This is a genomic window from Jatrophihabitans lederbergiae, assembly GCF_031845305.1.
Lineage (GTDB): Bacteria > Actinomycetota > Actinomycetes > Mycobacteriales > Jatrophihabitantaceae > Jatrophihabitans_A > Jatrophihabitans_A lederbergiae.
This window is the reverse complement of sequence record NZ_JAVREH010000002.1, coordinates 170,480-194,696: the sequence shown is the minus strand read 5'-3', so window position 1 is coordinate 194,696 and position 24,217 is coordinate 170,480. Positions and strand designations below refer to the sequence as shown.

The following is a 24,217-nucleotide window of genomic DNA, read 5'->3' as shown; positions in this document are numbered from 1 at the left end:
TCAGTGCGCGAAGTGCCGGGTGCCGGTGAAGTACATGGTCACGCCCGCGGCTTCCGCGGCGGCCACCACCTCGGCATCGCGGATGGAGCCACCGGGCTGCGCGACCGCCCGGACGCCGGCGTCCAGCAGCACCTGCAACCCGTCGGCGAACGGGAAGAACGCGTCCGAGGCTGCGAACGCGCCCGCCGCCCGCTCACCGGCCCGCGCCACCGCCAACTTGGCGGAGTCCACCCGGTTGACCTGCCCCATGCCGACACCCACGGACGCGCAGTCCTTGGCCAGCAGGATGGCGTTGGATTTCACCGTCCGCACCGCCCGCCACGCGAACCGCAGCTCGGCCAGCTCGCCGGCGTGCAGGGCCTGGCCGCAGGCCAGCGTCCAGTTTCCCGGGTCATCGCCGGGGGCATCCAGGGCGTCGGCGTCCTGCATCAGCACCCCGCCCGAGATCGGCCGCTGCTCGGCCCCGTGCGGACGGGGGCCGCGCACCACCATCAGCCGCAGGTTCTTCTTGGTGCTGAGCAGCTCCAGCGCCGCGGGTTCGAAGGCCGGGGCCAGGATCACCTCGGTGAAGACGTCGGCGACCTGCTCGGCCATCGCCGGGGTAACCGGGCGGTTCACCGCGATGACGCCGCCGAAGGCGGAGATCGGGTCGCAGGCGTGTGCCTTGGCGTGCGCCTGCGCGACGTCTGCCCCGGTGGCGATCCCGCACGGGTTGGCATGCTTGATGATCGCCACGCAGGGCTCGTCGAAGTCGAACGCGGCCCGGTACGCGGCGTCGCCGTCCACGTAGTTGTTGAAGCTCATCGCCTTGCCGTGCACCTGCTCGGCCTGGGCGATACCGGGCTCGGCGCCCTGCTGGACGTACAGCGCCGCGCGTTGGTGCGGGTTCTCGCCGTAGCGCAGCACCTCCGCGCGCTCCAGCGCGACACCGACGTACGGCGGCCAGTTCGAGGTGGTGTTTTCGCCACCTTCGATCCCCACCGCGGCCTGGGCGTCGGCGAGCACGGCCTGCTGGCCGAACCAGTTCGCCACCGCGGCGTCGTAGGCGGCGGTGTGCGCGTAGGCCTGTCCGGCCAGCCGCTGCCGCGTGATCAGGTCGAAACCGCCGGCGGCCACCGCCTGCAACACCTCGATATAGCTGCCCGGATCGACCACGATGGCCACGGAGTTGTGGTTCTTGGCCGAGGACCGCACCATGGCCGGGCCGCCGATGTCGATCTGCTCCACGATCTCGGCCGGCGTCGCACCCGAGGCGACCGTCTCACGGAACGGGTACAGGTTGACCACCACCAGCTGGAACGTCGCGATGCCGAGCTCGTCCACCGTCGAGACGTGTTCGGGGTTGCCCTGGTCGGCCAGCAGGCCCGCGTGCACGTGCGGGTGCAGCGTCTTCACCCGGCCACCGAGGATCTCCGGAAAGCCCGTCACCTCGGCCACCGGCGTCACCGGAACGCCGAGCGCGGCAATGGAGCCGGCCGTCGAGCCGGTGGAGACGATCTCGACGCCGGACTCGTGCAGGCCCCGGGCCAGTTCCTCCAGGCCGGTCTTGTCGTACACGCTGACCAGCGCGCGGCGGACGGGGATACGGGTCATCTCTGGCACTCCTCGAGATCGAACGGGATCACATCGAACGGAATCACATCGAGCCGCACAGCTGGCGGATCGTGTCGATGAACAGCGGTTTCTCCATGGCCTGGATGCGCTCGCGAAGGGTGTCGGCGGTGTCGCCGTCGAGGACGGGCACCGCGGCCTGGGCGAGGATCGGCCCGGAGTCGAGACCGGCGTCGACCCGGTGCACCGTCACGCCGGTGACCTTCACGCCGTGCGCCAGGGCGTCTTCGATGGCGTGTGCGCCGGGAAACGATGGCAGCAGCGAGGGATGGGTGTTGACCATGTCGAAACGGGTGACCGTGCCTGCGGCGAGCACCCGCATGAATCCCGCCAGGACGACCAGATCCGGCCGGTAGCCGGCGAGGGCGTCGGCGAGGGCGGCATCCCAGGCGGCGCGGTCCGGGTGGTCCGCCAGCGCCACCGCGAAGGTGGGGACGCCCGCCGACTCCGCCCGACGCATCGCCGGCGAGCCCGGACGGTCGGTTCCGGCCGCCACCACACTGCCGCCGAAACCCGGTTCGGCAGCCGCGTCGAGGACCGCCTGCAGCGTGCTCCCCAAGCCTGAAGCGAGGACGAGTAGCCGTGCGGTCACGGCGCTAACCCTACTGGTGCTGCCGCGGCCGGCTAACTGACGTTGCGCGCACTGCCGGACGCACTGCCGCTCTCGCTGCCGGAGCTGGCGCCAGACTCCTCGCGGGCGCGCCGGGTGCCGGCACGGGCGAAGGAGTGCACCGCGGCCAGCGGCGTCAGGACGGACTCGCCCCGCGCCACGTCGACCGCCAGCCAGCTGCCGGAGCCGAACAGTACAGCCAGCAGGCACGACAGCCCGACGGCCCACCAGACCGGGCCGACGGCACGCAGCGAACCGTCACCCAGGCCGCCCCCGGCCAGCACGGACAGCACCGCGAGAACCACCGCACTCAGCGCCGCCACTGCGGCACAGTCCGTCAGCCGGCGCACCAAGGACCCACCGGAGCCCACGAACCGAAGGGTCACCCATCCCGCGAGCAGCGCGAGCGCCAGGACGAGGACCACGCCGAGCGCTGTGGCCGGGGCACCGGAAGGCAGGCCGGCCAGGAGCGGGAAGAATGGCAGCGTGCCGTGGCTGACCGACACCACCGACACGGAGGTGTGGGACCCGACCTGGAATCCGGGGCCGAGCAGGTACCCGATGGCGGCGAGCACCGCGTTCGGGGCGGCGCCCACGCCGAGCAGGGCCACCGGCAGGCCGGCCGCGCCGGGGGCCGCGTGGCGCTGCAGGGCGATCGCGTCGGGCAGGTGCGAGCCGACCGCGGCCGCGGCGAGCAGAGCGCCCGCCAGGACGTAGCACGCCAGCACCCCACCCGTCGCCCGCAGCACCCGGTGCCAGCGTCCGGACAGCCGCTGCCAGGTTTGCCCAGCCGTCCGCGCGGCCCCGCCGATCAGGAGCGCGAACAGCAGGGCGGCGACCATGCTCGCCAGCGCCGGGGCATGGGTCGATCCGATGCCGGACCAGCGCGCGATCAGGCCGGCCGCGACGGTGAAGCCGGTGACCATCCCGGCGAAGGCGGACCAGCTTTCCGTCCGGCGGCCATACGTGGCGACCAACCAGCCGAGCAGCAGGGTGACCAGCAACGGGGACAACGTGGTGTGACTGCCGTTGAGAACCATCCCACCGTGCAGGCCCGACAGCGCGATCAGGGCCGCGGCCCGCACCGCGGACAGGGCCGGCGCGGTTTCGGTGCCGGGGGTGAACCACACCGCGAACGACGGGAGCGCGCACAGCCCGACCGCCATGAGGAGCACGCCGATCCCCCAGCCCACGCCGCGGCGGAACTGGGTCAGCCAGCCAGCCGGGTAGTCGTCGGAGTCGCTCACCGCCTCAGGCTCGCAAAGCGCCGCCGCATCCGCTCCGAGGCGCGCCGCGTACCCGGTGTTATCGAGGCGGCGGCCACTGCCCCTGCTGGTAAGGCGGTTGGCCATAAGACGGTTGGCCATAAGGCGGCTGCCCGAACGGCTGGCCGGGGATCTGCTGGCCGGGGATCTGCTGGCCGTACGGCAGCTGCCCGTACTGCTGGCGATTCGCCGCCAGCGCCGCGGCCCGGTCGGCGGCGGCCTGTTGCGCCTCCAATGCCCGGATGTTCGATGCCTTGACGATCTTTCCGCTACCTCGCAGCCAGCCGAGCACCAGCACCACGCCCTGGCTGAGCGCGGTCAGCAGGCCGGCCACCGCGCCGGCTGCCAGGGTGGAGCTCTCAGGCTTGGCGATCATGCCGCCGAGGATCAGGATCGAGGCGGAGGCGGCCAGGAATGCGGCTACCGACGGGCTCGCCGCGCTGTGCGGGCGTCCCTCGAGGATCTGGTGCAGGGTGAGCGCCGACGCGGCGAGCACCAGGGCGATCCCGGTGGCGCCGGTTCCCGAGAAGAAGCCGGGTGTGCCGCCACCGGAGTCCCCCACGGTGCCGAACCAGGCCAGAAAGCCCCAGAGCACCATCGGCACGCCGAGGGCGGCACCGACCACGTCCCACGGTCGAGCGCGAACCACATCACCGGCGGGAAGCTGACCGAGCTGACTCATGCCCTGAATCTAGGCGCTCAATACCTCGCGCATCAGCCGGGCCGCCTCGCTCGGAGTCTTGCCGACCTTGACGCCCGCCGCTTCCAGTGCCTCCTGCTTCGCCGCCGCGGTGCCGGACGAGCCGGACACGATCGCACCGGCGTGGCCCATCGTCTTGCCCTCCGGCGCGGTGAACCCGGCGACGTAGCCGACGACCGGCTTGGTGATGTGCTCGGCGATGTAGGCTGCCGCGCGCTCCTCGGCGTCGCCGCCGATCTCACCGATCATCACGATCGCGGCGGTGTCGGGGTCGTCCTCGAACGCCTGCAGGCAGTCGATATGCGTGGTGCCGATGACGGGGTCACCGCCGATGCCGACGGCGGTGGAGAAGCCGATATCGCGCAGCTCGAACATCATCTGATACGTCAGGGTGCCCGACTTCGACACCAGCCCGATCTTGCCGGGACCGGTGATGTTGGCCGGGATGATGCCCGCGTTGGACTTTCCGGGGCTGATCAGGCCGGGACAGTTCGGGCCGATGATCCGGGTCTTCCCGCCCTTGGCGACGTTGTACGCCCAGGCCTCGGTGGCGTCGTGCACCGGCACACCCTCGGTGATGACCACGGCCAGCCCGATCCCGGCGTCGATCGCCTCGACCATCGCGGCCTTGGTGAACGGCGGCGGGACGAACAGCACCGACACGTCCGCACCGGTCTTGTCCATCGCCTCGGCCACCGATCCGAACACCGGGACCTCGGTGCCGTCCACGTCGACCGACTCGCCGGCCTTGCGCGGGTTCACGCCGCCGACGATGGCGGTTCCCGAGGCGAGCATTCGCCGGGTGTGCTTCATGCCCTCGGACCCGGTCATGCCCTGCACGATGACCTTGGAGTCGGCGGTGAGGAAGATTGCCATGTGTCAGGCTCCCTGGATGGCGTCGGATGCGAGCTGGGCGGCCTTCGCGGCGCCGTCGTCCATGGTGTCGGCGAGGGTGACCAGCGGGTGGGCCGCCTCGGTGAGGATCCGGCGTCCCTCCTCGACGTTGTTGCCGTCGAGGCGGACGACCAGCGGCTTGGTGGCTGCCGCGCCGAGCATGCCGAGGGCGGTCACGATGCCGTTGGCGACGGCGTCACACGAGGTGATGCCGCCGAAGACGTTGACGAAGACCGACTTCACGGCAGGATCGCCGAGGATGATGTCGAGCCCGTTGGCCATCACCTCGGCCGAGGCGCCACCACCGATGTCGAGGAAGTTGGCCGGCTTCACGCCGCCACGCGACTCACCGGCGTAGGCGACGACGTCCAGGGTGGACATCACCAGGCCCGCGCCGTTGCCGATGATTCCGACCTCACCGTCGAGCTTGACGTAGTTGAGGTGCTTCTCCTTGGCCTTGGCCTCGAGCGGGTCCGCGGCCGCGACGTCCTCGAGGTCGGCGTTGCCGGCCTGCCGGAAGTCGGCGTTCTCGTCCAGGGACACCTTGCCGTCCAGGGCGAGCACGGTGGCGCCCGATCCACCGGACACCCGGGCCAGCGGGTTGATCTCGACCAGGGTGGCGTCCTGCTGAACGAAGACGTCCCAGAGCTTGGCGACCAGTTCGGCGCTCTCGTCCAGGACGTCGGCGGGGAAGTTGGCCTGGGTCAGGATCTCGCGGGCCTTGGCGACATCGACGCCCTCGGTGGCATCGACCGGCACCTTGGCGAGAGCGTCGGGACGCTCGACCGCCAGCTGCTCGATCTCCATGCCGCCCTCGGCGGAGGCCATCGCGAGGAAAGTGCGGTTGGACCGGTCGAGCAGGAAGGAGAAGTAGTACTCCTCTTCGATCTGGGCGCCCGGATCGACGAGCACGCGGTGCACGGTGTGGCCCTTGATGTCCATGCCCAGGATCGCGCGGGCGGCCTCGGCGGCCTCGGCGGGCGTCTTGGCGACCTTCACTCCGCCGGCCTTGCCACGCCCGCCGGTCTTGACCTGGGCCTTCACCACCACGACGCCACCGATGCGCTCGGCGATCTCTCGGGCCTGCTCGGGAGTGTCCGCTACCTCGCCCAGACCGACCGGTACGCCGTGAGCGGCGAAAAGTTGCTTCGCCTGGTACTCGAACAGATCCACGAGTTCTTCCGTCCTGTTGACGTGCCTGTGATCCTGCCTCGCGGCAGTGGCCACCGGTTCTCAGCGGCCCGACCCAGGCTAGCCCGTGGTCATCCGGCGCCCTAGACACCTCAGACGTGATGTGTGACAAGTCCGCCAAGGCGAGGCGACAAGCTCTGTGACACAGTGAACGCCTCAAGATCGAACGGCCAACATCGGACGGCCGCGAGGAGGCCCCGCAGCTGTGAGCACAGCCCCTTCGCGGGCCTGGATCGGCTCCGCTCCCGGGCTGCTCCGGCGGGCCCCCGCGGCGTTGCTGGAAGGTGCGCTCTCCGCGGGGCAGGAGCTCACCTGGCTCGCGGCGCACGCGATCACCTATCCGGTCGGGCTGCTCGCCGAGCAAGGCGAGATGGAGGACCCGCGCTACCGCACCGACACGCTCTCACCGCTGACCCGCGGCCTTCTCCTGGGCGACATCGCGGCTGCCGGCACCCCGGTTGTGCTGGTGCACGGCATCGGCGACAACCGGTCGGCCTTCGCGATCCTGCGCCGCACCCTGCGTCGCCGGGGCTACGGCCGGATCACCACCGTCAACTACTCGCCGCTCACCTCGGACGTCCGCAAGGCGGCCGCCGACCTTGCCCGGCACGTGGAGCGGCTCTGCGCGCAGACCGGGTACGAGCAGCTGTTCCTCGTCGGTCACTCGCTTGGCGGCTTGATCGCCCGGTATTACGTGCAGTGCCTGGGCGGCGACGCCCGGGTGAACACCCTGGTGACCCTCGGCTCTCCGCACGCCGGCACCCAGCTGGCCCGGATAGCACCGCTGCCGGTGGCCCGGCAGTTGCGCCCGGGCTCGGAGCTGATGCGCGAGCTGGCGGGACCGGCCGACTGCGGCACCCGCTTCGTGGCGATCTACTCCGACCGGGACGAGGTGGTGGTGCCCAACCGCAGCGCCAGGCTGGATCATCCCGACCTCACCGTCACCCGGCTGCGGGTGCACGGCGTCGGGCACCTGGCCCTGCTGGTGAACAGCACCGTCATGCACACCGTGGCGGGTGCCCTGAGCGCCTCGGTGGTACGGGACGCGACCGCTCTTCACGCCGACATCGGCGCGTGCAACCCGTAACACCCGACCCGCCAACCCGATCAGCGATACTGGACCGCGCGGGTCATCGCCGGATGAGCCGATCGGAGGGGGAACCGGACCATGACGACCGCGATCGCGCCGAAGCAGCGGCGGGCGCTCGTGTCCCTCGACCTGCCGGACGCGATCATTGCCGAGGGCCGTTCCGCGATCGCCCTGCGATGGCTGCTCTCCCGGGCGCTGACCCTGTCGATCATGGTGTTCGCGCACGAGAGCGAGGTTACCGGGGACGTCACCTACTACGCGCGCAGCATGCACCAGCTCCTGCAGGGCGGAACCCTGCGCAACACCCTGCAGGAGTACCCGTTGCCCGTGTTCCTGGTGATCCTGCCGCAATTCCTGCTGGGTTTTCTGAACCAGGTCGCGTTCACCATCCTGTTCGCACTGTCCATGCTGATCGTCGACGCGGCGTTCACCGCCGTCCTCTGGCGCGCCGATGGCCGCCACCGCGGTGACTCCACCAACCTGTGGCTGTGGTTCGTTCCGGCAATGGGACCGCTGGCGTACTTCCGCTTCGACCTGGTGCCCGCCGTGCTTGCCGGTGGCGCCGTGCTGGTCGCGGTACGCAGACCGGCCCTGGCCGGCGCGCTGACCGCCTTCGGCGCGGCGCTGAAGCTGTGGCCGGCGGTCATGCTGCCGACGTTCCTGATCCGGCGCAGTGAACGGCGGCAGGTGCTGACGGGATTCCTCAGTACCGGCATCGTCATCGGCGTTCTGGCCCTGATCATCGGTGGGGTGAGCCGCACGCTGTCGCCGCTGCACTGGCAGTCCGCCCGGGGATTGCAGATCGAGTCGGTGGCCGCGACGCCGTTGATGCTGGCCCGCATGGTGCATCCGGTCGGCACCTGGGACGTCCACATCTCCCAGTTCAAGGCGTTCGAGATCTTCGGCGCCGGGGTGCACCTGATGAGCCAGCTGACGACCGTGCTCACCGTGCTCGGCGGCGTGCTGCTGGTCACCCTCTGGTGGCGCGCGCTCAAGGTGTCTCCCAGTGCCGAGACCCTCGGTTGGCTGTTTCTGGCAACCGCGCTGGTCGTCACGGTGACGAACAAGACGCTCAGCCCGCAGTACCTGCTGTGGCTCGGCGGCCCGGTCGCCGCGCTGGCGGTGCGGGCCCCCGCCAACCGGTCGGTGCGGACCTTCGGCCGGGTGCTGCTGGTCACCGCCATCGCCACCCAGCTGGTGTTTCCGGTCGGCTACAACGCCCTGCTCAAGACGCATTCGCTGATGCCGCTGGTGACGCTGGATCTCGCCGCGCGCAACGCGCTGTTGGTATGGCTGACCTGGTTCGCCGTCCGGCAGGTCTGGAAGCAGACGGCCCGCGCGTGACAGTGCTGTGATCGCCCAGCTCGGGGCCGCGCTCCGGGCCGCTCGGGTTGCGGCGAACCGGCCGATCACGCTGCTCAGCCTGGCGCTGTTCGCGGTCTACTCGGTGTACGCGCTCGCCCGCCAGGTCACGTACCTGACGGCGGGCTACGACCTGGGCATCTTCGACCAGGCGGTGCGGGAGTACGCGCACTTCCACGCGCCGATCGTGACGCTCAAGGGCGCGGGCTACAACATCTTCGCCGACCACTTTCACCCCATCATCGCCCTCGCCGCGCCGCTGTACTGGGTGTTCGACAGCCCGGCGACGTTGCTCGTCGTGCAGTCGGGACTGATCGCCGCCTCGGTGCCGTTCGTGTATGCCTTCGCCCGCCGCCGGATGGGTTTGGGCGCTGCCCTGGCGGTGGCCGCGGTCTACGGAACCGGCTGGGCACTCCAGGCGATGGTGGACTTCGACTTTCACGAGGTGGCGTGGGGCGTGCCGATTCTCGCCGCGACCATCGACGCACTGGATCGCCGGGACGACCGAGCGCTGCTGATCTCGGCCGGCCTGCTGATGCTGGTGCGCGAGGACATGGGCGTGATCGTGGTGGTGATCGGCCTGCTGCGGTTGCTGCATCGGCCCCGGCGCACCGCGCTCTGGTTGGTCGGCACTGGGGCGGTCGGCTACTTCCTCGTCACCGCGCTGGTCATTCCCGCCTTCGCGCCGAACGGGCAGTTCGCGTACTGGACCTTCGACGCCCTGGGCCAGGACCTGCCGCACGCGCTGGTCAACATCGTGGCGCACCCACTCCGCACCGTCCGGCTGTTCGTCACGCCGTCGATCAAGGCAGAAACGCTCGGGTTCTTCCTCGTGCCGCTGGCGCTGCTCCCGCTGCGGTCGCGCTATGCCCTGATCGCGTTTCCACTGCTCGCCGAACGCTTCTTCAACTCGCGCGACCACGTGTGGACGACGCACTTCCACTACAACGCGCTGCCCTGGGTCGTCCTGGTGCTGGCCATGATCGACGGCGGCGGCAGGCTCCGGATCTGGTCGCGGCCGGTGCCGAGACGGGTGCTGATCGGCTACCTGGTCGCCGTCGCGGTGCTGATCAGCGTGGTGCCGAACCCGACGCCGATGGTGTTCCGGCGAATGGCCACCGGCGAGGCCTGGCGCGTCAGCCAGCACCTGCGCGACCAGCGCGCTGCCGTGGCGCAGCTGCCCAGCGGGGTGTGCGTCTCGGTGGACGACCGGTTGGCGGCACACCTGACCAACCGCGACCGGGTGACGCTGCCGGATGTGTCGACGCCCCGGACGGACTTCGTGGCGCTGGACATGTCGCAGGCGGACGTGGGCTTCCAGCTGCCGACTCCGCAGGCGGTGCTCGCCGACGTCCGGGCGAAGGGCTACGTGCCGGTCTTCACCCAGGGCGACCTCATCGTGCTGCGCTCTCCCGACTACGCGGGTCCCACTCCGGGATGCAATCCGTAACCGGGTAGGCCGCGGGTCAGAGTTTTTCCAGCGGCGCGAACCGCAGCACCAGCCACTTGCTGCCCAGTGCTCCGAAGTCCACCTCGGCCTGAGCCTTCTCGGCGGCGCCGCGCGTCGCCACCACGGTCCCCATGCCGAACCCGTCGTGGTTCACCCGGTCGCCGACTTCGAGGCTGATCCCCGGTTTCACGTTCTTGCCGGATCCGAAGGACAGCGAGGGGCTGCCGCTCTTGCCCGGCCGCGGCTTCGCCCGGTAGCCGTGGTCGGAGTATTGCCCGGACGAGGCGTCCTCGGGATAGCCGACGAACGGCTGCCGGTTGATCGCGCCGCTCCAGTGGGTGTGCTCGACGGGCACCTCGTCGAGGAACCGGGACGGGGGATTGAACGCCGGCTGGCCCCACGCCGACCGGGCCACCGCCCGGCTGAGGTACAGCCGTTGCCGGGCGCGGGTGATGCCGACGTAGGCCAGCCGGCGCTCCTCGGCCAGCTCGGACGGCTCGCCGAAGGTGCGCTGGTGCGGAAAGATGCCGTCTTCCATGCCGGTCAGGAACACCACCGGAAACTCCAGTCCCTTGGCGGTGTGCAGTGTCATCAGGGTGACCACGCCACCGCTCCGGTCCGGAATCGAGTCGGCGTCGGCGACCAGGGACACGTGCTCCAGAAAGGCATTGAGGTCGGCCGGCTCGTCAAGCTGCGCCCGCTGTTCCTCGAACTCCGCCGCGACGCTGACGAGCTCGCGCAGGTTGTCCACCCGGCCCTCGTCCTGGGGGTCGGCGCTCGCCTCGAGCTCCTTGAGGTAGCCCGTCCGGCTGAGGGTTTCGTCCAGGATGTTGCTCGGCGACCCGTGCTCGGGGCTGGCGGCGATCTCGCGCAACTCCCCCAGCAGCTTGACGAATCCGGCGATGGCATTGGCCGACCGGGGCGCCAGGCCGATGATGTTGTCGGCTCGGATCAGCGCCTCGGCGAACGGGATTCGCTCACGCTCGGCATAGGTCTCGACGAACATCTCGGCTCGGTCCCCGATGCCGCGACGGGGAGTGTTGAGGATCCGCCGCAAGCTGACCAGGTCGGACGGGTTGGCGATGACCCGCAGGTACGCGAGCAGGTCCCGAACCTCTCTGCGCTCGTAGAACCGGACGCCGCCGACGACCTTGTACGGCAGGCCGAGCCGGATGAAGATGTCCTCGAACACTCGCGATTGCGCGTTGGTGCGGTAGAACACGGCGACGTCCGACGGTGTGGCCAGGCCCGCGTCGGTGAGTTCGTCGATGCGCTCGGCCACCCACCGGGCCTCGTCGTGCTCGTTCTCAGCGACGAAACCCTCGATCCGCTCACCGTCGCCGGCTTCGGACCAGAGGTTCTTCGGGCGCCGGTCCGGGTTGCGGGCGATGACCGCATTGGCGGCGCCCAGGATCGTCTGGGTGGACCGGTAGTTCTGCTCCAGCAGGATCGTGGTGGCGTCGGGATAGTCGCGCTCGAACTCGTCGATGTTGCGGATGGTCGCGCCACGGAAGGCATAGATCGACTGGTCCGCGTCACCGACCACGCACAGTTCAGCGGGCGGCAGAGCGCCGGTACCCGCTGTGTCGCCAGCTCCCCGCTCGATGCCTTTGGACAGCTCTGCGACCAGGACGTACTGAGCGTGGTTGGTGTCCTGGTATTCGTCGACCAGCACGTGGCGGAATCGCCGGCGGTAGTGCTCGGCGACGTCCGGCTGCGTCTGCAGCAACCGCACCGTGGTCATGATCAGGTCGTCGAAGTCGAGCGCTTGGGACTCGGTGAGCCGGTGCTGGTAACGCTCGTACACCTCGCTGATCACCTTCTCTTGCGCGCCGGTCGCCCGCTCGGCGAACTCGGCCGGTCCGACCAGCTCGTTCTTCAGGTTGGAGATCTGCACGGACAGCGACCGCGGTGGATAGCGCTTCGGGTCGAGATTGAGCTCACGCACCACCATTGTGACCAGCCGGCGGGCATCGTCGGCGTCATAGATCGTGAAGGACTGCCGCATGCCGATGTGCTTGGCCTGCGCCCGTAGGATCCGGACGCACATCGAGTGGAACGTCGACACCCACATGACGTTCGCGCGCGGGCCGATCAGGTCGGCGACCCGCTGCTTCATCTCACCGGCGGCCTTGTTGGTGAAGGTGATAGCGAGAATGTCGGACGGCTTGGCACCCCGGGCCGCCAGCAGGTACCCGATCCGCTGGGTGAGCACCCGGGTCTTGCCGGAACCGGCGCCCGCCACGATCAGCAGCGGCGACCCGCGGTGCGCGACAGCGGCACGCTGCTGGGGGTTCAGCCCCGCCAGCAGCGCCTCGGTACGCGATTGGGGATCTTCAGCGGGCACAGCAGGGGCGCGACGATCGTCAAGGCTGGTCGCGGACCATGGGGCGGGTTCGGCACTCATCGAAGAACAGCCTACGACCACACTCCGACAGTTCCGCCGCACCGCTTGCCGTACCACCTACCGGGACGGCGGTTGCCCGATCCGGGACAGTCGTGCCAAGGTAGGCCGGTGCAGATCACCGGACGTTCCTTTTTCTATGGGTACCGCTATGCGGTGCCCATAGCGTTCGGTTGAGCTGACACAGCCAATACAGCCGATAACGCCCTGGGCCGCATGAGCCCGGGGCGTTTTGCGTTCCCGAGCTCGAGCGGCCCGCCACCAGCACGCTCGACCGGACAGGAAGCCCCTCATGACGAACAGCCCAGTCACCGCAAGCAGCCCAGTCACCGCAAGCAACCCACTCACCCCCACCAGCGCAGCCAGCGCAGCCAGCGCGCCAAGCGTCGATCCCACCACCACGATCGTGGACGATCCAGGCGCCGTCGACACCCTGCGCGGTCAGATCGACGCCCTCGACGAGGCGATCAGCCGGCTGGTCAACGAGCGGGCGGCTCTCTCCCGCCGCATTCAGGCCGCTCGCATGAACGCCGGCGGCACCCGCGTCGAACTCGGCCGCGAGCGCGCCATCCACGACCACTACCGTGCCAGCCTCGGCACCGGCGGGCCGGCCCTGGCCGACGCCGTCCTGCGGGTCTGCCGCGGCGCTCACTAGGCAGAACTCTCAGACGATTCGACGGTCCGCGGCCCACCGGGTGAGCTGATGCCGCGAGGACAGCTGCAGCTTGCGCAGCACATTGGAGGCATGCGTCTCTACCGTCTTGACCGAGATGAACAGCTCCGAGCCGATCTCACGGTAGGAATAGCCCCGGGCGAGCAGCCGCAGCACCTCCTGCTCACGCGGCGTCAGCTGGTCCAGGTCGGAGCTGTCGAGTTCTTCCGATCCGGTTGCCACACCGGACGCGTCATCCCGACCGGCTCCGCCGTCACGGAAGGCGTCCAGCACGAAACCTGCCAGCCGCGGTGAGAAGACCACGTCCCCGTCCGCCACTCGACGGATCGCATCGCTGAGGTCGGTGCCCGAGATCGTCTTGGTGACGTAGCCACGGGCGCCGGCCCGGATCACCGAGATGACGTCCTCCGCGGCGTCGGATACCGACAGCGCCAGGAACCGGGTTCCGGGCGCGACCGGCAGGCTCGCCGCGACCACCGCGGGACCACCGCCGTCGGGCAGGTGCACGTCGAGCAGCACCACGTCGGGCCGGGTGTGCACGATGGTGGCGATGGCCTCGGCGACGGTGGCGGCCTCTCCCACGATGTCGACCGACCCTCCGAGCTCGGCGCGGACGCCGGCGCGGAACATGCCGTGGTCATCGACCAGAACCACTCTCGGCGGCACTCCGGATTCGCGCTCGCTCATCAGAACTCCACTCGCATCTGCACTTCGGTTCCCCCGCCTGGCGTGGAGCGGATGGTGGCAACGCCGCGGTGGCGCTCCAGCCGTCCGATGATCGATCCTCGAATGCCTTGCCGGGACGGGTCGCAACTGGCAGCGGGATCGAAGCCGACGCCCCGGTCCCGCACGAACACCTCGGCGCCGCGGTCGTCCACCTCCGCATACATCGACACCGTGGTGACGCCGGCGTGCTTGGCGGCGTTGACCAGGGCTTCCCGGCTCGCCGCGGTGAGCGCGTCCAGTTGGGCGTCCAGCGCCCGGTCTCCGACGACGACGACATCGATCGTGATGGCGTAGGTGTCCTCGACTTCGGCCGCCGCATTGCGCAGCGCCTGGCTCAGCTGTCCTTCCGGAACCGCGCTGGCGTACAGGGTGGTCCGCAGTTCCCGCTCCTGGCTGCGGGCCAGCCGGGTCACCTCGCGGGGCTGGTCGGCGTAGCGCTGGATCAGGGCGAGCGTCTGCAGCACCGAGTCGTGCAGGTGGGCGGCGAGGTCGGCCCGTCCTCGTTGCGGATACGCTCCCGCCGCTCCTCGGACAGCTCGCGAGCCAGCTTCAGCCACCAGGGACCGGTGATCAGCGCGATGCCGATGGCGGTCACGAGCACCGCCGCCAGTCCCACACCGGCCGCGCTCAGCCCGGCTCGGGCCAGGATGAAGATCGCGCCGGCCAGCACCAGGCCGATGCCGGCGATGATCCGAAGCCATCCGATCCGGTCCGCGGCACCGGCCGAGAGGGAGGACCGGGACAGCCGCCGCCAGCGCTCACGCTCCGTTTCCGAGGCCTGCCGCCACAGCAGCGCTCCGCCGAAACACGCGAGCACGGACGGAACGAACCAGCCGCCGAGCGGCAGCGCGTGCAGGTTGAGCAGCAGCACCGTGGCACCCGCGACGGCGGCCAGCACGTACTCAGCACCGGAGCGGAACCGGTTCTCGGACTCGGTTTCCGGCGGTGTGCGCAGCACGATCCAGAACGCGCCGTAGAGCAGGATGCCCAGGCCCGCGCTGAAGGACAGCACGACGAAGGCGGCGCGCACGTAGGACCGCTGCACACCCAGGTGATCGGCGATGGCGCCGGCGACGCCGCCCAGTACCCGGGTGCGGGCATTGCGGTACAGCCGTGGTGCGAGCTCGGTTGGTGGCGGTGCGGTCTGGGTGCTCATGTCGCACCTATCATGGCTGGCGCATGGCGATCGCGGTATCAGGTGAGACCCTGGCCTTCGATGCCGTCGGCGAATCAGGGACGGTTCCGGGTGCTCCCCGATACCGTTGCGGAGCGCGAGTCCCCAGGCTGGATGGCATGACGACGATGACCGATTCTGACCCGGCGAGCTCTGGCCGGGTGCCGGGCGTTCGCCCGCTACGCCGGAGCCGCGGGGACCGCATGATCTCCGGTGTGGCCGGCGGCCTGGGCGAGTACTTCATAGTCGACGCAGTCATCTTCCGAGTGCTGTTCGCGGTGCTGTCCTTCTTCGGCGGCGTCGGGTTGCTGCTGTACGGAATGGCGTGGTTGCTGATCCCCGAACCGCAGGAAGCCGATTCGGCGCTCGACCGGACGATCGCACAACTGCGTCGTCGGCGGGTTCCGCCGTGGCTCGTCATCATCGGGGGCGCCATCGTGCTGTGGATTGCATGGTTCTCATGGTGGGCCCCGGGTCCGACATTTCCTGCTCTGATGCTGATCGCGATCCTGACGCTGGTGTTGCTGAACCGACTGGGCCGCGGCACGCCGCCAATCCCCATGGGTTCGGGCAGTGTCGATTCGGGTGCCGCACCTGAGTCGGGCGCTGCATCTGAGTCGGGCGCTGTACCTGAGTCGGGTGCTGCACCTCTCGGGCCGACAGGCGCCGTGCAGCCGCCGCCTGCCTGGACCCCGCCGCAAGCCACCACCGACACCACTGAGTACGTTCCGGCTACGAGCGCACCGCCGGTGGGTCCGCCGCTGATTCCGCCGTTGAGCGACACCCGGCAGTCGATGCAAGCGTGGTTGGCCGAGACCAAGGTTGCACATGCCGAGCGGATCCGGCGCCGCCGGCCGATCAAGGTCGGGGTCGCCCTGGCGCTCGCCATGGCGTGGGCCTTGGTTGCCATGCTGGACGCGTTCACCCGAGTGCCGTTCCCGGCGTACCTGTGGACCGGGCTGGCTGTGCTGGGAGCGGGGCTGCTGCTCAGTCTGGTCACACGGCGGATCACGCTGCTGCTGCTGCTGCCGATCGCGATGCTGGCTGCGCTGGCACTGGTGTTCGGTGGTACCCGGGCGAGTCTGAGTGACGGCTCCGGGCAGATCGGCTGGCTGCCCACGTCGGTGAGCCAACTAGGTGATCATCGGCAGTTCGCCGGGCAATCGACGCTGGATCTGACGAAGCTGAACGTCGGCTCGACGGGCTCGGAGAGAACCGCTGCCCCAGTAGCAGTGCACCTGACCCAGGCTGCCGGCGAGGTGCGGGTGGTCTTGCCTGTCAAATTGAACGCCACCGTGATCGCGGACGTGCACATGGGCGAGATCCAGAACGGCACGTCCCACTCCATCGGCGATTACGTCAGCGGAGCCAACGTGCACCTCGAACTGCCGGCCGCCACGGCGGTCACCGGTCAGCCGATCACCATCTATGTCGACCTCACTGCCGGCCACGTGCAGGTCGACCGGATCAGCTGAGCCGGCGCCCACTGCCCGCCGAAAAGCACGGCATCCGGCGGCGACCGCTAGACGCCTAGTCCTTATCGGGATGACCGTCATCGTCATACCACTCATTGACAAACGGCACGTCGTCATACGGGTTATCGACAGACCGCACCTCGCGGTACGGCAGAGCGTCGTCGTACGGCAGGACGTCGTCGTACGGCAGGGCGTCGTCGTACGGCAGGGCGTCGTCGTACGGCAGGGCGTCGTAAGAATCATGGGACTGCCGATCAGCGCCATCCGGCTCAGCCGCGGGTGGCGACTCCGGTGTGGACCAGTAGCCGGGATTCGTCCAGCGGTCGGGTGACCGGCTCGGATACGTCCTGCCTTGTGGGCTCGTCCAGACTGTATTTCCGGTGGCGGGGTCACGGTCAGCTTTCCATCCGCCGTGGGTCTTGCTGTTGTGGTGTCTGCGATGCAGCGGTTGCAGGTTATCTGCCGAGGTAGGGCCTTGCGGGAACTCGTCGATGTGGTCCAGGTCGGCATGCGCGGCACTGTGGGCGCAGAACGGGAAGGCGCATTCGCCATCGCGCGCGATCACGTGGTCGGCCAGATGCTGCGGTGGCCGGTATCTCGTCGTCCCATAGTCGAGCAGTTGGCCGGACACCGGATCGGTTACCAGCCGCCGCCACGTCCCGGTCGGGTCGTGCGCGATCTCGCGGGCGTAGGCCGCGGTGATAGCTCCGTAACCGTCCAGCCAACCAGGCTCGTTGTCCTTGCCGACGAGGCTGTCCAAGCCGATGATGACGCTGACTCGCGGCTGGCGTCCGTGCGCGGTGGGCAGTTCACCCTGAATGCCGTTGAGGATTCCGTTGACGAGCGCATCGGCACGGAGCTCGTCGGCCGAGCGCGGATCGGTGCCGGGAGCCATCCGAGCAGCGCCGTCGATGCGGGCATAGATTGCCTTGGCGTCGGCGGCGGGAAGCAGCGACGTCAGCCAGGCCATGCCGTTCTCGGCAGGGGTGAGGCGAACATGCCGGTCGTGCAGGGCCTTCTGACGCTTGGCCTCGGCCGTCGTGGGGTTGAGGCTGGTGACGGCGCGCTTGGCGGATTGCTTCAGTTGACTCAGCGATTGCTCGGGAGCCCGCGTGAGCACCCGGGCCTCGTAGCGTGGCAGCAGCGCGTCGTCCAGCTCGAAGGAGGCTTCGGTGATCGCCGTGGCCTGCAGCACCGCGATCTGACCATCGGCCAGCGCACCGAAGGTGGCAGGTAGCCGGTCGCACAACTGCTCGGCGTTCTTCAGCTTCGCTTGGGCCACCTGCCCGGACAGTCGCAGGGCGGCACCGATCTCTTCGACACACCAGTGCTCGGCGGAGGAATCCCGCACCGAGATGAGCGCCAGCAGTTGCTGTTGCAGGGAATCCAGCCAGGCGCGCTGCTTCTCGATGGCCAGCAACGCGTCCACCCGCTCGACCTCGTCAAGCACGCCGAAGTCGGTCGATCCCACACGCGCCAGCTCGGCCAGGCCGGGGCGGACAGCGGCAAGGTCGTCGTGCACCTGAGCGCCGAGATCGACCGGAATGCCCGAGCCGACAGAGGAGAACTCACCCAGCTCAGAACCGAGCACCACGCCGCAGAATTCATCGCGCTCCGGCGGCGGCTCAGTGAGCAGGGCGGCGACATCGAGGGGCGGAAGGTCCCACTCACTCGGGTCGAAATCCCTGATCGGCATAGATTCAGGATAATCGAACGTACTGACAATTCCGCCGGGCCAGCCCACTACCGGACGGGCGGACCCCCGCAGTAAGCGGCGAGCGCTTCCAACATCCCGTCCGGGTCATAGAGAACCCGCATGCCGTCTGACACGACATGCCGGGTGCCCTCGTCGACAGGGTTGGTCCGCGCCCACGTGGGCACGCCAACGCCGAGTTCGACCTCGAGGCCACTCTGCAGAGCGAACCGTCGCTCCGTGATGACGCCCCATTTGGCCGTTCTCACCAGGCGCACGCCGCCTACGCCGGCCAGCCAGTCCTCGCTGTCGATATAGCTCGACGGGAACTCGGTGAGCAGGACGACATCAACGTCCGAGTCGCAGCGCGGCCTCCCGTAAGCCCACGAGCCGACGAGTGCAAGGGCGCGGATATCACCGCGCAGCCCAGCCCACCTGGCCAGACGCCCGAGGACCGCCTCAACTTCCTGCGCACGCCCGGCAGTGACCACCTACTCAACCTAGGCGGCGATGACCACTGGTCGGTATCTCGTCCGCTGTCCTACTCCCACTCGATGGTGCCCGGCGGCTTGCTGGTCACGTCCAGCACCACCCGGTTCACCTCGCGGACCTCATTGGTGATGCGGGTGGAGATCTTCTCGAGCACCTCGTACGGAACCCTCGTCCAGTCGGCGGTCATCGCGTCCTCCGACGACACCGGCCGCAGCACGATCGGGTGGCCATAGGTGCGCCCGTCGCCCTGCACCCCGACCGAGCGGACGTCCGCGAGTAGCACCACCGGACACTGCCAGATGTCGCGGTCCAGCCCCGCCGCGGACAGCTCGAAGCGCGCGATCGCGTCGGCCCGGCGCAGGATCTCCAACCGGGACGCGTCCACCGCCCCCACGATGCGAATGCCCAGCCCGGGACCGGGGAAAGGCTGCCGCCACACGATCTCTTCGGGCAGGCCCAGTTCCAGGCCGACCCGGCGGACCTCGTCCTTGAACAGCGTGCGCAGCGGTTCCACCAGCGAGAACTGCAGATCGCCCGGCAGGCCACCCACGTTGTGGTGGCTCTTGATGTTCGCCGTCCCGGTTCCGCCACCGGACTCGACCACGTCCGGATAGAGCGTGCCCTGGACGAGAAACGAGAACGGGGGCCCGGATTCGGTCGAGGCGATCAGCTCACGCTCGGCCTGCTCGAAGGAGCGGATGAACTCCCGTCCGATGATCTTGCGCTTCTGCTCGGGATCGGTCACGCCCGCCAGTGCATCGAGAAACTGCAGCCGGGCATCGACGATCTTCAGCGATACCCCGGTGGCCGCGACGAAATCGGTCTCGACCTGCTCCGCCTCGCCGGCCCTCAGCAAACCGTGGTCGACGAAGACACAGGTGAGCTGGTCGCCCACTGCCTTCTGCACCAGCGCAGCCGCGACGGCGGAGTCCACGCCGCCGGACAGACCACAGATCACCCTGTTGTCGCCGACCTGTTCGCGAATCAACGCGACCTGCTCGTCGATGATGTTCGCGTCGGTCCAGTCCGGTTTCAGGCCGGCGATGTCGTACAGGAAATTCTCGAGGAGCTGCTGGCCCTGCTCGGTATGCAGCACCTCTGGGTGGAACTGCACGCCGGCCAAACCACGTGCGGTGTCCTCGAAGGCAGCCACCGGAGCGCCCGCGGACGAGGCGGTCACCACGAAGCCGTCCGGTGCCCGGGTCACCTCGTCGCCGTGCGACATCCACACCTGGCGGGACTCGATCAGCTCGGTATCGCCGGCGAACAGTGCGCCCGGCGCCAGCACGTTCAGGTGCGTCCGGCCGAACTCCGAGCCACCGGTGTTGGCGACGTCGCCGCCGAGCGCCTTGGTCATGGCCTGGAAGCCGTAACAGATGCCGAAGACCGGCACCCCCTGCGTGAAGAGCTCCGGATCGGTGGCCGGCGCACCGGGCGCGTACACCGACGCCGGGCCACCGGACAGGATGATCGCGCAGGGCCGCTTCGCCAGGATCTCCGCGACGGGCATCGAGGACGGCACGATCTCGGAGTAGACCTTGGCCTCCCGCACCCGCCGGGCGATCAACTGCGCGTACTGCGCCCCATAGTCAACGACGAGAACGGTGTCGGTCTGCACCGAGCCATTGTCTCAGAGCGCAGCGGCTCAGAGCACCAGCCCAGCTCACGCCCAGTTATAGGACACACCCGTCAGCTCCTCGCTCAGGTCCCACAGTTGAGCGGCCAAGCCCGGGTCCTGCCCCGCCGGGCTGATCCGCGCCGATCCCACGCCGCCGCGGAACTCCCCCGGCCAGCTCGGCCCACTGTACGAGCCGGGTGCCGCGACCGCCGCCGCGTACAGGGTCGGCACCGCCCCGGCCGCCGCCGATTGCAGCAGCACCTGCCCGAGCACGCCGCAGACCCCACGTAGGACCGGGTTGGCTCCCATCCCGTCGGTGCTACGGAACAGGTTCGTCGCCGACACCCCGGGATGCGCCACGGTGGAGGTCAGCGCCGAGTCGGCGGCGCTCGCGCGACGCTGCAACTGCAGGCCGAACAGCAGGTTCGCCAACTTCGAGTTCGAGTATGCCCGCGGTGGCCGGTAACCCCGCGCCGGATTGCCGAACAGCACCTCGGCACTGCCGTTGCGGTGTGCGATCGAGGCGACCGTGACGACGCGCGGGGCGGTGGCGGCGAGCAGCGCGGGCAGCAGCCGTCCGGTCAGCGCGAAGTGGCCGAGGTGGTTCGTGCCGAACTGCAGCTCGAAGCCGTCCGCGGTGGCACGCCAGGACGGCGGTGCCATCACGCCGGCGTTGTTCACCAGCAGGTCCAGCGGGCCGTCCCAGCCGGCCGCCAGCGCGGCCACCGACTCCAGCGACGCCAGGTCCAGCACCAGCACGTCGACGTCACTGTCCGGCGCGACGGCCCGGATCCGCTGCACGGCGTGGTCAGCAGCCTCGGCATTGCGGCAGGCCAGATACACCCGCGCGCCGTGCCGGGCGAGCTCCAGCGCGGTGTAGAAACCGATGCCCGAATTGCCTCCCGTGACGATGGCTGCCTTTCCGGCGTACGAGGGCAGTTGCGACACATCCCATGACATAGCTCGAGACGATACGGTTCTTCCGTGAACGAAGTGATCCAATCCAGTGCCGTGAACGAAGTGATCCAATCCAGTGCCGTGAACAAGACTCGCTTGCTGCTGGTGTCGGGCAGTACCCGGCACGGCTCGACCAATACCGCGGTGCTCCGGACGGCCGCGGCCGTGGCACCGCCCGGCACCCATTCCGAGCTGTTCGACGGGCTGGCCGAGCTGCCGGCGTTCAACCCGGACGACGACCACGAGCCGCTGCCGGCGCCGGTGAACGAGCTGCGCCGGCAGATCGCCGAGGCGGACGTGATCTTGTTCTGCACGCCCGAGTACGCCGGAGCGCTGCCGGGCAGCTTCAAGAACCTGCTGGACTGGACGGTCGGGGGCGGTGAGATCTACCGCAAGCCGGTCGCCTGGATCAACGCCTCGTCGGTGGCCGCGCCGACCGGTGGCGCCGGCGCCCACACGTCGCTGGCGACCGTGCTCGGATATGTCGGCGCGGATGTGATCGAGCCGGCGTGCTTGCGGCTGCCGATGAGCCGCGACCTCGTGGGCACCGACGGTCTGGTGTCAGAGCAGGGGCTGCGCGAGAAGCTCGCGTCCGCCGTTCGCGCCCTGCTGGGGCACCGGCCGGCGGAGTCCACAGCGACGGAATGCACACTGTCGCCATGACCGAAGCTGCCGTCCGCACCAGGCTGTGGCGCAACGGCGTCCTGGAGAAGGAGAACTTCCCCTTCGAGGACCTGTCGCAGTACATCTGCGAAGAGGACTGCCTGGTATGGGCGGACCTGCAGGCGCCGGACGCCGACCGGCTCGCCGAGCTGGGCACCGAGCTGGCCCTGAACGCGCTCGCCGTCGAGGACGTGACGGCACACCATGAGCGTCCCAAGGCCTCGCGGTACTCCACCCACACCTTTCTCACGGCCTACTCACTGCGGCTGGACAGCGACAGTGGCGAGCTCGCGTACACCCAGGTCTCGGCGTTCGTCCTCAAGCACGCCTTCGTCACCGTGCACGCCGACGAGTTCGACGTGGACCGGATCGTCGAGCGCTGGGACGAGAACAGCGACCTGATCAAGTACGGCGTGAAGGCGCTTGCCTGGGGGATGCTCGACGTTCTGGTCGACGGGCACTTCGACGTGGTGCAGCAACTCGACGACGAGATCGAGGACCTGGAGGACCTGCTCTTCGACCAGGCCAGCACCAACCACGAGACCCAGCGCCGGACCTTCGCGCTGCGCAAGGCACTGGTGCACGTTCGCCGCGCGGTACTGCCGATGCGCGAGGTGGTGAACACCCTGATGCGGCGGGACTTCGACATCACCGAGGAGCTGCGGCCGTACTATGACGACCTCTACGACCACGTGCTGCGCGCCGCGGAGTGGACCGAGTCACTGCGGGACATGATCAGCTCGGTGTTCGAGACGAACCTGTCGCTGCAGGACGCCCGGCTCAACACGATCATGAAGAAGCTGACGTCCTACACCGCGCTGATCGCCATTCCTACCGCCGTCACTGGGTTCTACGGCCAGAACGTGCCCTACCCGGGCTTCGGAAAGCACGGCGGCTTCATCACCAGCGTGCTGGTCATCGTGGGCCTCGCCGGCACGCTCTACCTGATCTTCAAACGTAAAGGCTGGCTGTAAGGCACCGGTTACGGCAGCGGCTTGGTGCTGATCACCTTGAACGTCAGGGCGTTGAGCGCCTGCAGGACCTCGGGCTGCGCCTGCCCGCAGTTCGTCACCGGCACCTTCGGCGCGAGCGCACTGCCGTCGGGCTGCACCAGCGCGAAGTAAGGCACCGCCGCCCGGTACATCGGGCAGACCCCCTTGATCTTGTGCCCGGACGGAACCCGCAGCGCGTCCACCAGGTTCGTGGCGTCGCTGTCGGAACGCTCCACGTTCAGTACCCGCTTGGCGCCCTTGCTGACGATCGAGCACCGCAGCACCCAGGACACCGTGATCTTGGACGGCAGCGCCTGCGCCGAGGGACCGTTCGGCTGATCGAAGTTCAGGTCGGTCGGGCAGCTCACCGATGAGCTCGGCGGGCTGCTGGGCGTACCGCTGGGTGCGCTGGGGCTGGCCGTGCCACCCATGACGGGACCGCTGGTCGTGCCCTCGCTCGCCCCCCCGCCGGCCGCGTGACGCTGGCCGCTCGACGCGCAGCCCGTCACCGCGAGGGCGACTATGAGTCCTGCCGCGTACAACCGCATATCAACTCCTTCGGGACGGACCACCAAGTATGGACTCACCCGCTACCTAAGCAGATGCGGCCAGCGGTCCAGAACGTTGCAGTCCTTGCGCCGGTGCGAACCGAGTTGGGTGAGTTGAGCCGAGCAATCAAGCCGCGTGGCGCGCGGGCTCGCGCACGTCCAGGCCGCGCTCGCGCAGTTGTGCCTCCACGCGGTAGATCTCCGCGAGCGGTGTCTGGCAGTCGCGGAACGTCCGCGGCGGTGGCACGTCGAGCTGGTGGCAGGCCACCGCGAGCACGTCGACATACGCCAGCCGGACGGCACCCATCCGCATTCCCTTACCGGACAGTCCCGGCCGGTTCTCACGGGTTTCGAGCTCACTGCGCAACCGTCGAAGCGTCGCGGTCACTCGCTCGATCGGAACGGTGGCGGGAGCGAGGGGACGGCGCTGCTCGGTGATCCGGTGCCACTCGTGCCGGACCGCTCGGGTCCCCTGGCGCGCAGCGAAGAGGACCGCCGGAACGCCGACGACCACCAGCAGCGCGCTGTCCACGCAACCAGTGTGCGCGCCGTCCGCGGGCTCATCAAGTCGAGCGAGGCTTCCCGGGCCAGCACGAACACCCTGATCACAAGTTACGGTCGGTAAAGAC

General features: G+C 69.1%; 23 protein-coding genes. 7 read left to right on the top strand and 16 right to left on the bottom strand.

The genetic code is table 11. From position 1 onward, the window contains the following. From purH to sucC, 6 genes are read right to left on the bottom strand one after another with little or no spacing between them, the layout of a single operon-like run. The gene (gene purH / locus RM423_RS02465) at positions 1–1,593 is read right to left on the bottom strand and encodes a bifunctional phosphoribosylaminoimidazolecarboxamide formyltransferase/IMP cyclohydrolase (protein ID WP_311421403.1); all 1,593 of its coding nucleotides are present in this window, start codon (positions 1,591–1,593) and stop codon (positions 1–3) included. Positions 1,594–1,636: 43 nt separating this feature from the next. Beyond that, a complete protein-coding gene (gene purN, locus RM423_RS02460) occupies positions 1,637–2,203 on the bottom strand; it encodes a phosphoribosylglycinamide formyltransferase (protein ID WP_311421402.1) in 567 nt (188 codons plus the stop codon). Positions 2,204–2,235: 32 nt separating this feature from the next. Then, positions 2,236–3,468: a cell division protein PerM gene (locus RM423_RS02455; RefSeq protein ID WP_311421401.1), complete on the bottom strand. Its 1,233-nt coding sequence runs from the start codon at positions 3,466–3,468 to the stop codon at positions 2,236–2,238. Between the two features lie 58 nt (positions 3,469–3,526). Continuing rightward, positions 3,527–4,168, bottom strand: coding sequence for a hypothetical protein (locus RM423_RS02450; RefSeq protein WP_311421400.1), 642 nt, complete (start codon positions 4,166–4,168; stop codon positions 3,527–3,529). Positions 4,169–4,177: 9 nt separating this feature from the next. After that, positions 4,178–5,062 carry a succinate--CoA ligase subunit alpha gene (sucD, locus tag RM423_RS02445; protein WP_311421399.1) on the bottom strand — a complete coding sequence of 295 codons (885 nt, stop codon included), beginning with the start codon at positions 5,060–5,062 and terminating at the stop codon, positions 4,178–4,180. 3 nt (positions 5,063–5,065) lie between these two features. Next, a complete protein-coding gene (gene sucC / locus RM423_RS02440) occupies positions 5,066–6,253 on the bottom strand; it encodes an ADP-forming succinate--CoA ligase subunit beta (protein ID WP_311421398.1) in 1,188 nt (395 codons plus the stop codon). Between the two features lie 223 nt (positions 6,254–6,476). Between sucC and RM423_RS02435 the strand changes: the two genes are divergently transcribed. From RM423_RS02435 to RM423_RS02425, 3 genes are all read left to right on the top strand, one after another. Beyond that, complete coding sequence (locus RM423_RS02435; RefSeq protein ID WP_311421397.1) at positions 6,477–7,358, top strand: alpha/beta fold hydrolase; 882 nt, start codon at positions 6,477–6,479, stop codon at positions 7,356–7,358. 81 nt (positions 7,359–7,439) lie between these two features. After that, on the top strand, positions 7,440–8,705 hold the full coding sequence (locus RM423_RS02430; protein ID WP_311421396.1) for a glycosyltransferase family 87 protein: 1,266 nt from the start codon (positions 7,440–7,442) through the stop codon (positions 8,703–8,705). 7 nt (positions 8,706–8,712) lie between these two features. After that, positions 8,713–10,173 (top strand): DUF2079 domain-containing protein, encoded by a 1,461-nt coding sequence (locus RM423_RS02425; protein ID WP_311421395.1) that lies wholly within the window; start codon positions 8,713–8,715, stop codon positions 10,171–10,173. Between the two features lie 16 nt (positions 10,174–10,189). Here RM423_RS02425 and pcrA read toward each other — a convergent pair whose 3' ends face one another. After that, positions 10,190–12,580: a DNA helicase PcrA gene (gene pcrA / locus RM423_RS02420; protein WP_311421394.1), complete on the bottom strand. Its 2,391-nt coding sequence runs from the start codon at positions 12,578–12,580 to the stop codon at positions 10,190–10,192. Positions 12,581–12,869: 289 nt separating this feature from the next. Here pcrA and RM423_RS02415 point away from each other — a divergent pair, with 289 nt between their 5' ends. Then, complete coding sequence (locus RM423_RS02415; RefSeq protein ID WP_311421393.1) at positions 12,870–13,232, top strand: chorismate mutase; 363 nt, start codon at positions 12,870–12,872, stop codon at positions 13,230–13,232. A gap of 9 nt (positions 13,233–13,241) precedes the next feature. Here RM423_RS02415 and RM423_RS02410 read toward each other — a convergent pair whose 3' ends face one another. From RM423_RS02410 to RM423_RS02400, 3 genes are read right to left on the bottom strand one after another with little or no spacing between them, the layout of a single operon-like run. Continuing rightward, positions 13,242–13,937 (bottom strand): response regulator transcription factor, encoded by a 696-nt coding sequence (locus tag RM423_RS02410; RefSeq protein WP_311421392.1) that lies wholly within the window; start codon positions 13,935–13,937, stop codon positions 13,242–13,244. Then, positions 13,937–14,440 (bottom strand): sensor histidine kinase, encoded by a 504-nt coding sequence (locus RM423_RS02405; RefSeq protein WP_311421391.1) that lies wholly within the window; start codon positions 14,438–14,440, stop codon positions 13,937–13,939. The genes RM423_RS02410 and RM423_RS02405 overlap by 1 nt, the downstream gene beginning before the upstream one ends. Continuing rightward, positions 14,419–15,132 carry a PspC domain-containing protein gene (locus RM423_RS02400; protein ID WP_311421390.1) on the bottom strand — a complete coding sequence of 238 codons (714 nt, stop codon included), beginning with the start codon at positions 15,130–15,132 and terminating at the stop codon, positions 14,419–14,421. The genes RM423_RS02405 and RM423_RS02400 overlap by 22 nt, the downstream gene beginning before the upstream one ends. Before the next feature lie 137 nt (positions 15,133–15,269). Here RM423_RS02400 and RM423_RS02395 point away from each other — a divergent pair, with 137 nt between their 5' ends. Continuing rightward, positions 15,270–16,625: a PspC domain-containing protein gene (locus RM423_RS02395; protein ID WP_311421389.1), complete on the top strand. Its 1,356-nt coding sequence runs from the start codon at positions 15,270–15,272 to the stop codon at positions 16,623–16,625. Between the two features lie 55 nt (positions 16,626–16,680). On the opposite strand, the gene RM423_RS02390 is transcribed toward RM423_RS02395, so the two are convergent. The 4 genes from RM423_RS02390 to RM423_RS02375 are packed head-to-tail and all read right to left on the bottom strand — an operon-like array spanning position 16,681 to position 21,388. Further along, a complete protein-coding gene (locus RM423_RS02390) occupies positions 16,681–18,321 on the bottom strand; it encodes an HNH endonuclease signature motif containing protein (RefSeq protein WP_311421388.1) in 1,641 nt (546 codons plus the stop codon). Positions 18,322–18,368: 47 nt separating this feature from the next. After that, on the bottom strand, positions 18,369–18,809 hold the full coding sequence (locus RM423_RS02385; RefSeq protein ID WP_311421387.1) for a hypothetical protein: 441 nt from the start codon (positions 18,807–18,809) through the stop codon (positions 18,369–18,371). Between the two features lie 50 nt (positions 18,810–18,859). Further along, positions 18,860–20,428 carry a glutamine-hydrolyzing GMP synthase gene (gene guaA / locus RM423_RS02380; protein ID WP_311421386.1) on the bottom strand — a complete coding sequence of 523 codons (1,569 nt, stop codon included), beginning with the start codon at positions 20,426–20,428 and terminating at the stop codon, positions 18,860–18,862. Positions 20,429–20,473: 45 nt separating this feature from the next. Next, positions 20,474–21,388, bottom strand: coding sequence for an oxidoreductase (locus tag RM423_RS02375; RefSeq protein ID WP_311421385.1), 915 nt, complete (start codon positions 21,386–21,388; stop codon positions 20,474–20,476). A 33-nt stretch (positions 21,389–21,421) separates the two neighbouring features. Between RM423_RS02375 and RM423_RS02370 the strand changes: the two genes are divergently transcribed. Together RM423_RS02370 and RM423_RS02365 are read left to right on the top strand one after the other, a co-directional pair. Then, positions 21,422–22,048 carry an NADPH-dependent FMN reductase gene (locus RM423_RS02370; protein ID WP_396327570.1) on the top strand — a complete coding sequence of 209 codons (627 nt, stop codon included), beginning with the start codon at positions 21,422–21,424 and terminating at the stop codon, positions 22,046–22,048. Next, a complete protein-coding gene (locus RM423_RS02365; protein ID WP_311421383.1) occupies positions 22,045–23,022 on the top strand; it encodes a magnesium transporter CorA family protein in 978 nt (325 codons plus the stop codon). The genes RM423_RS02370 and RM423_RS02365 overlap by 4 nt, the downstream gene beginning before the upstream one ends. Before the next feature lie 8 nt (positions 23,023–23,030). Here the strand turns inward: RM423_RS02365 and RM423_RS02360 are convergent, their stop codons facing one another. Both RM423_RS02360 and RM423_RS02355 read right to left on the bottom strand, forming a co-directional pair. Continuing rightward, a complete protein-coding gene (locus RM423_RS02360; RefSeq protein WP_311421382.1) occupies positions 23,031–23,588 on the bottom strand; it encodes a hypothetical protein in 558 nt (185 codons plus the stop codon). A 127-nt stretch (positions 23,589–23,715) separates the two neighbouring features. Continuing rightward, a complete protein-coding gene (locus RM423_RS02355) occupies positions 23,716–24,120 on the bottom strand; it encodes a hypothetical protein (RefSeq protein WP_311421381.1) in 405 nt (134 codons plus the stop codon). Between the last annotated feature and the right edge of the window lie 97 nt (positions 24,121–24,217).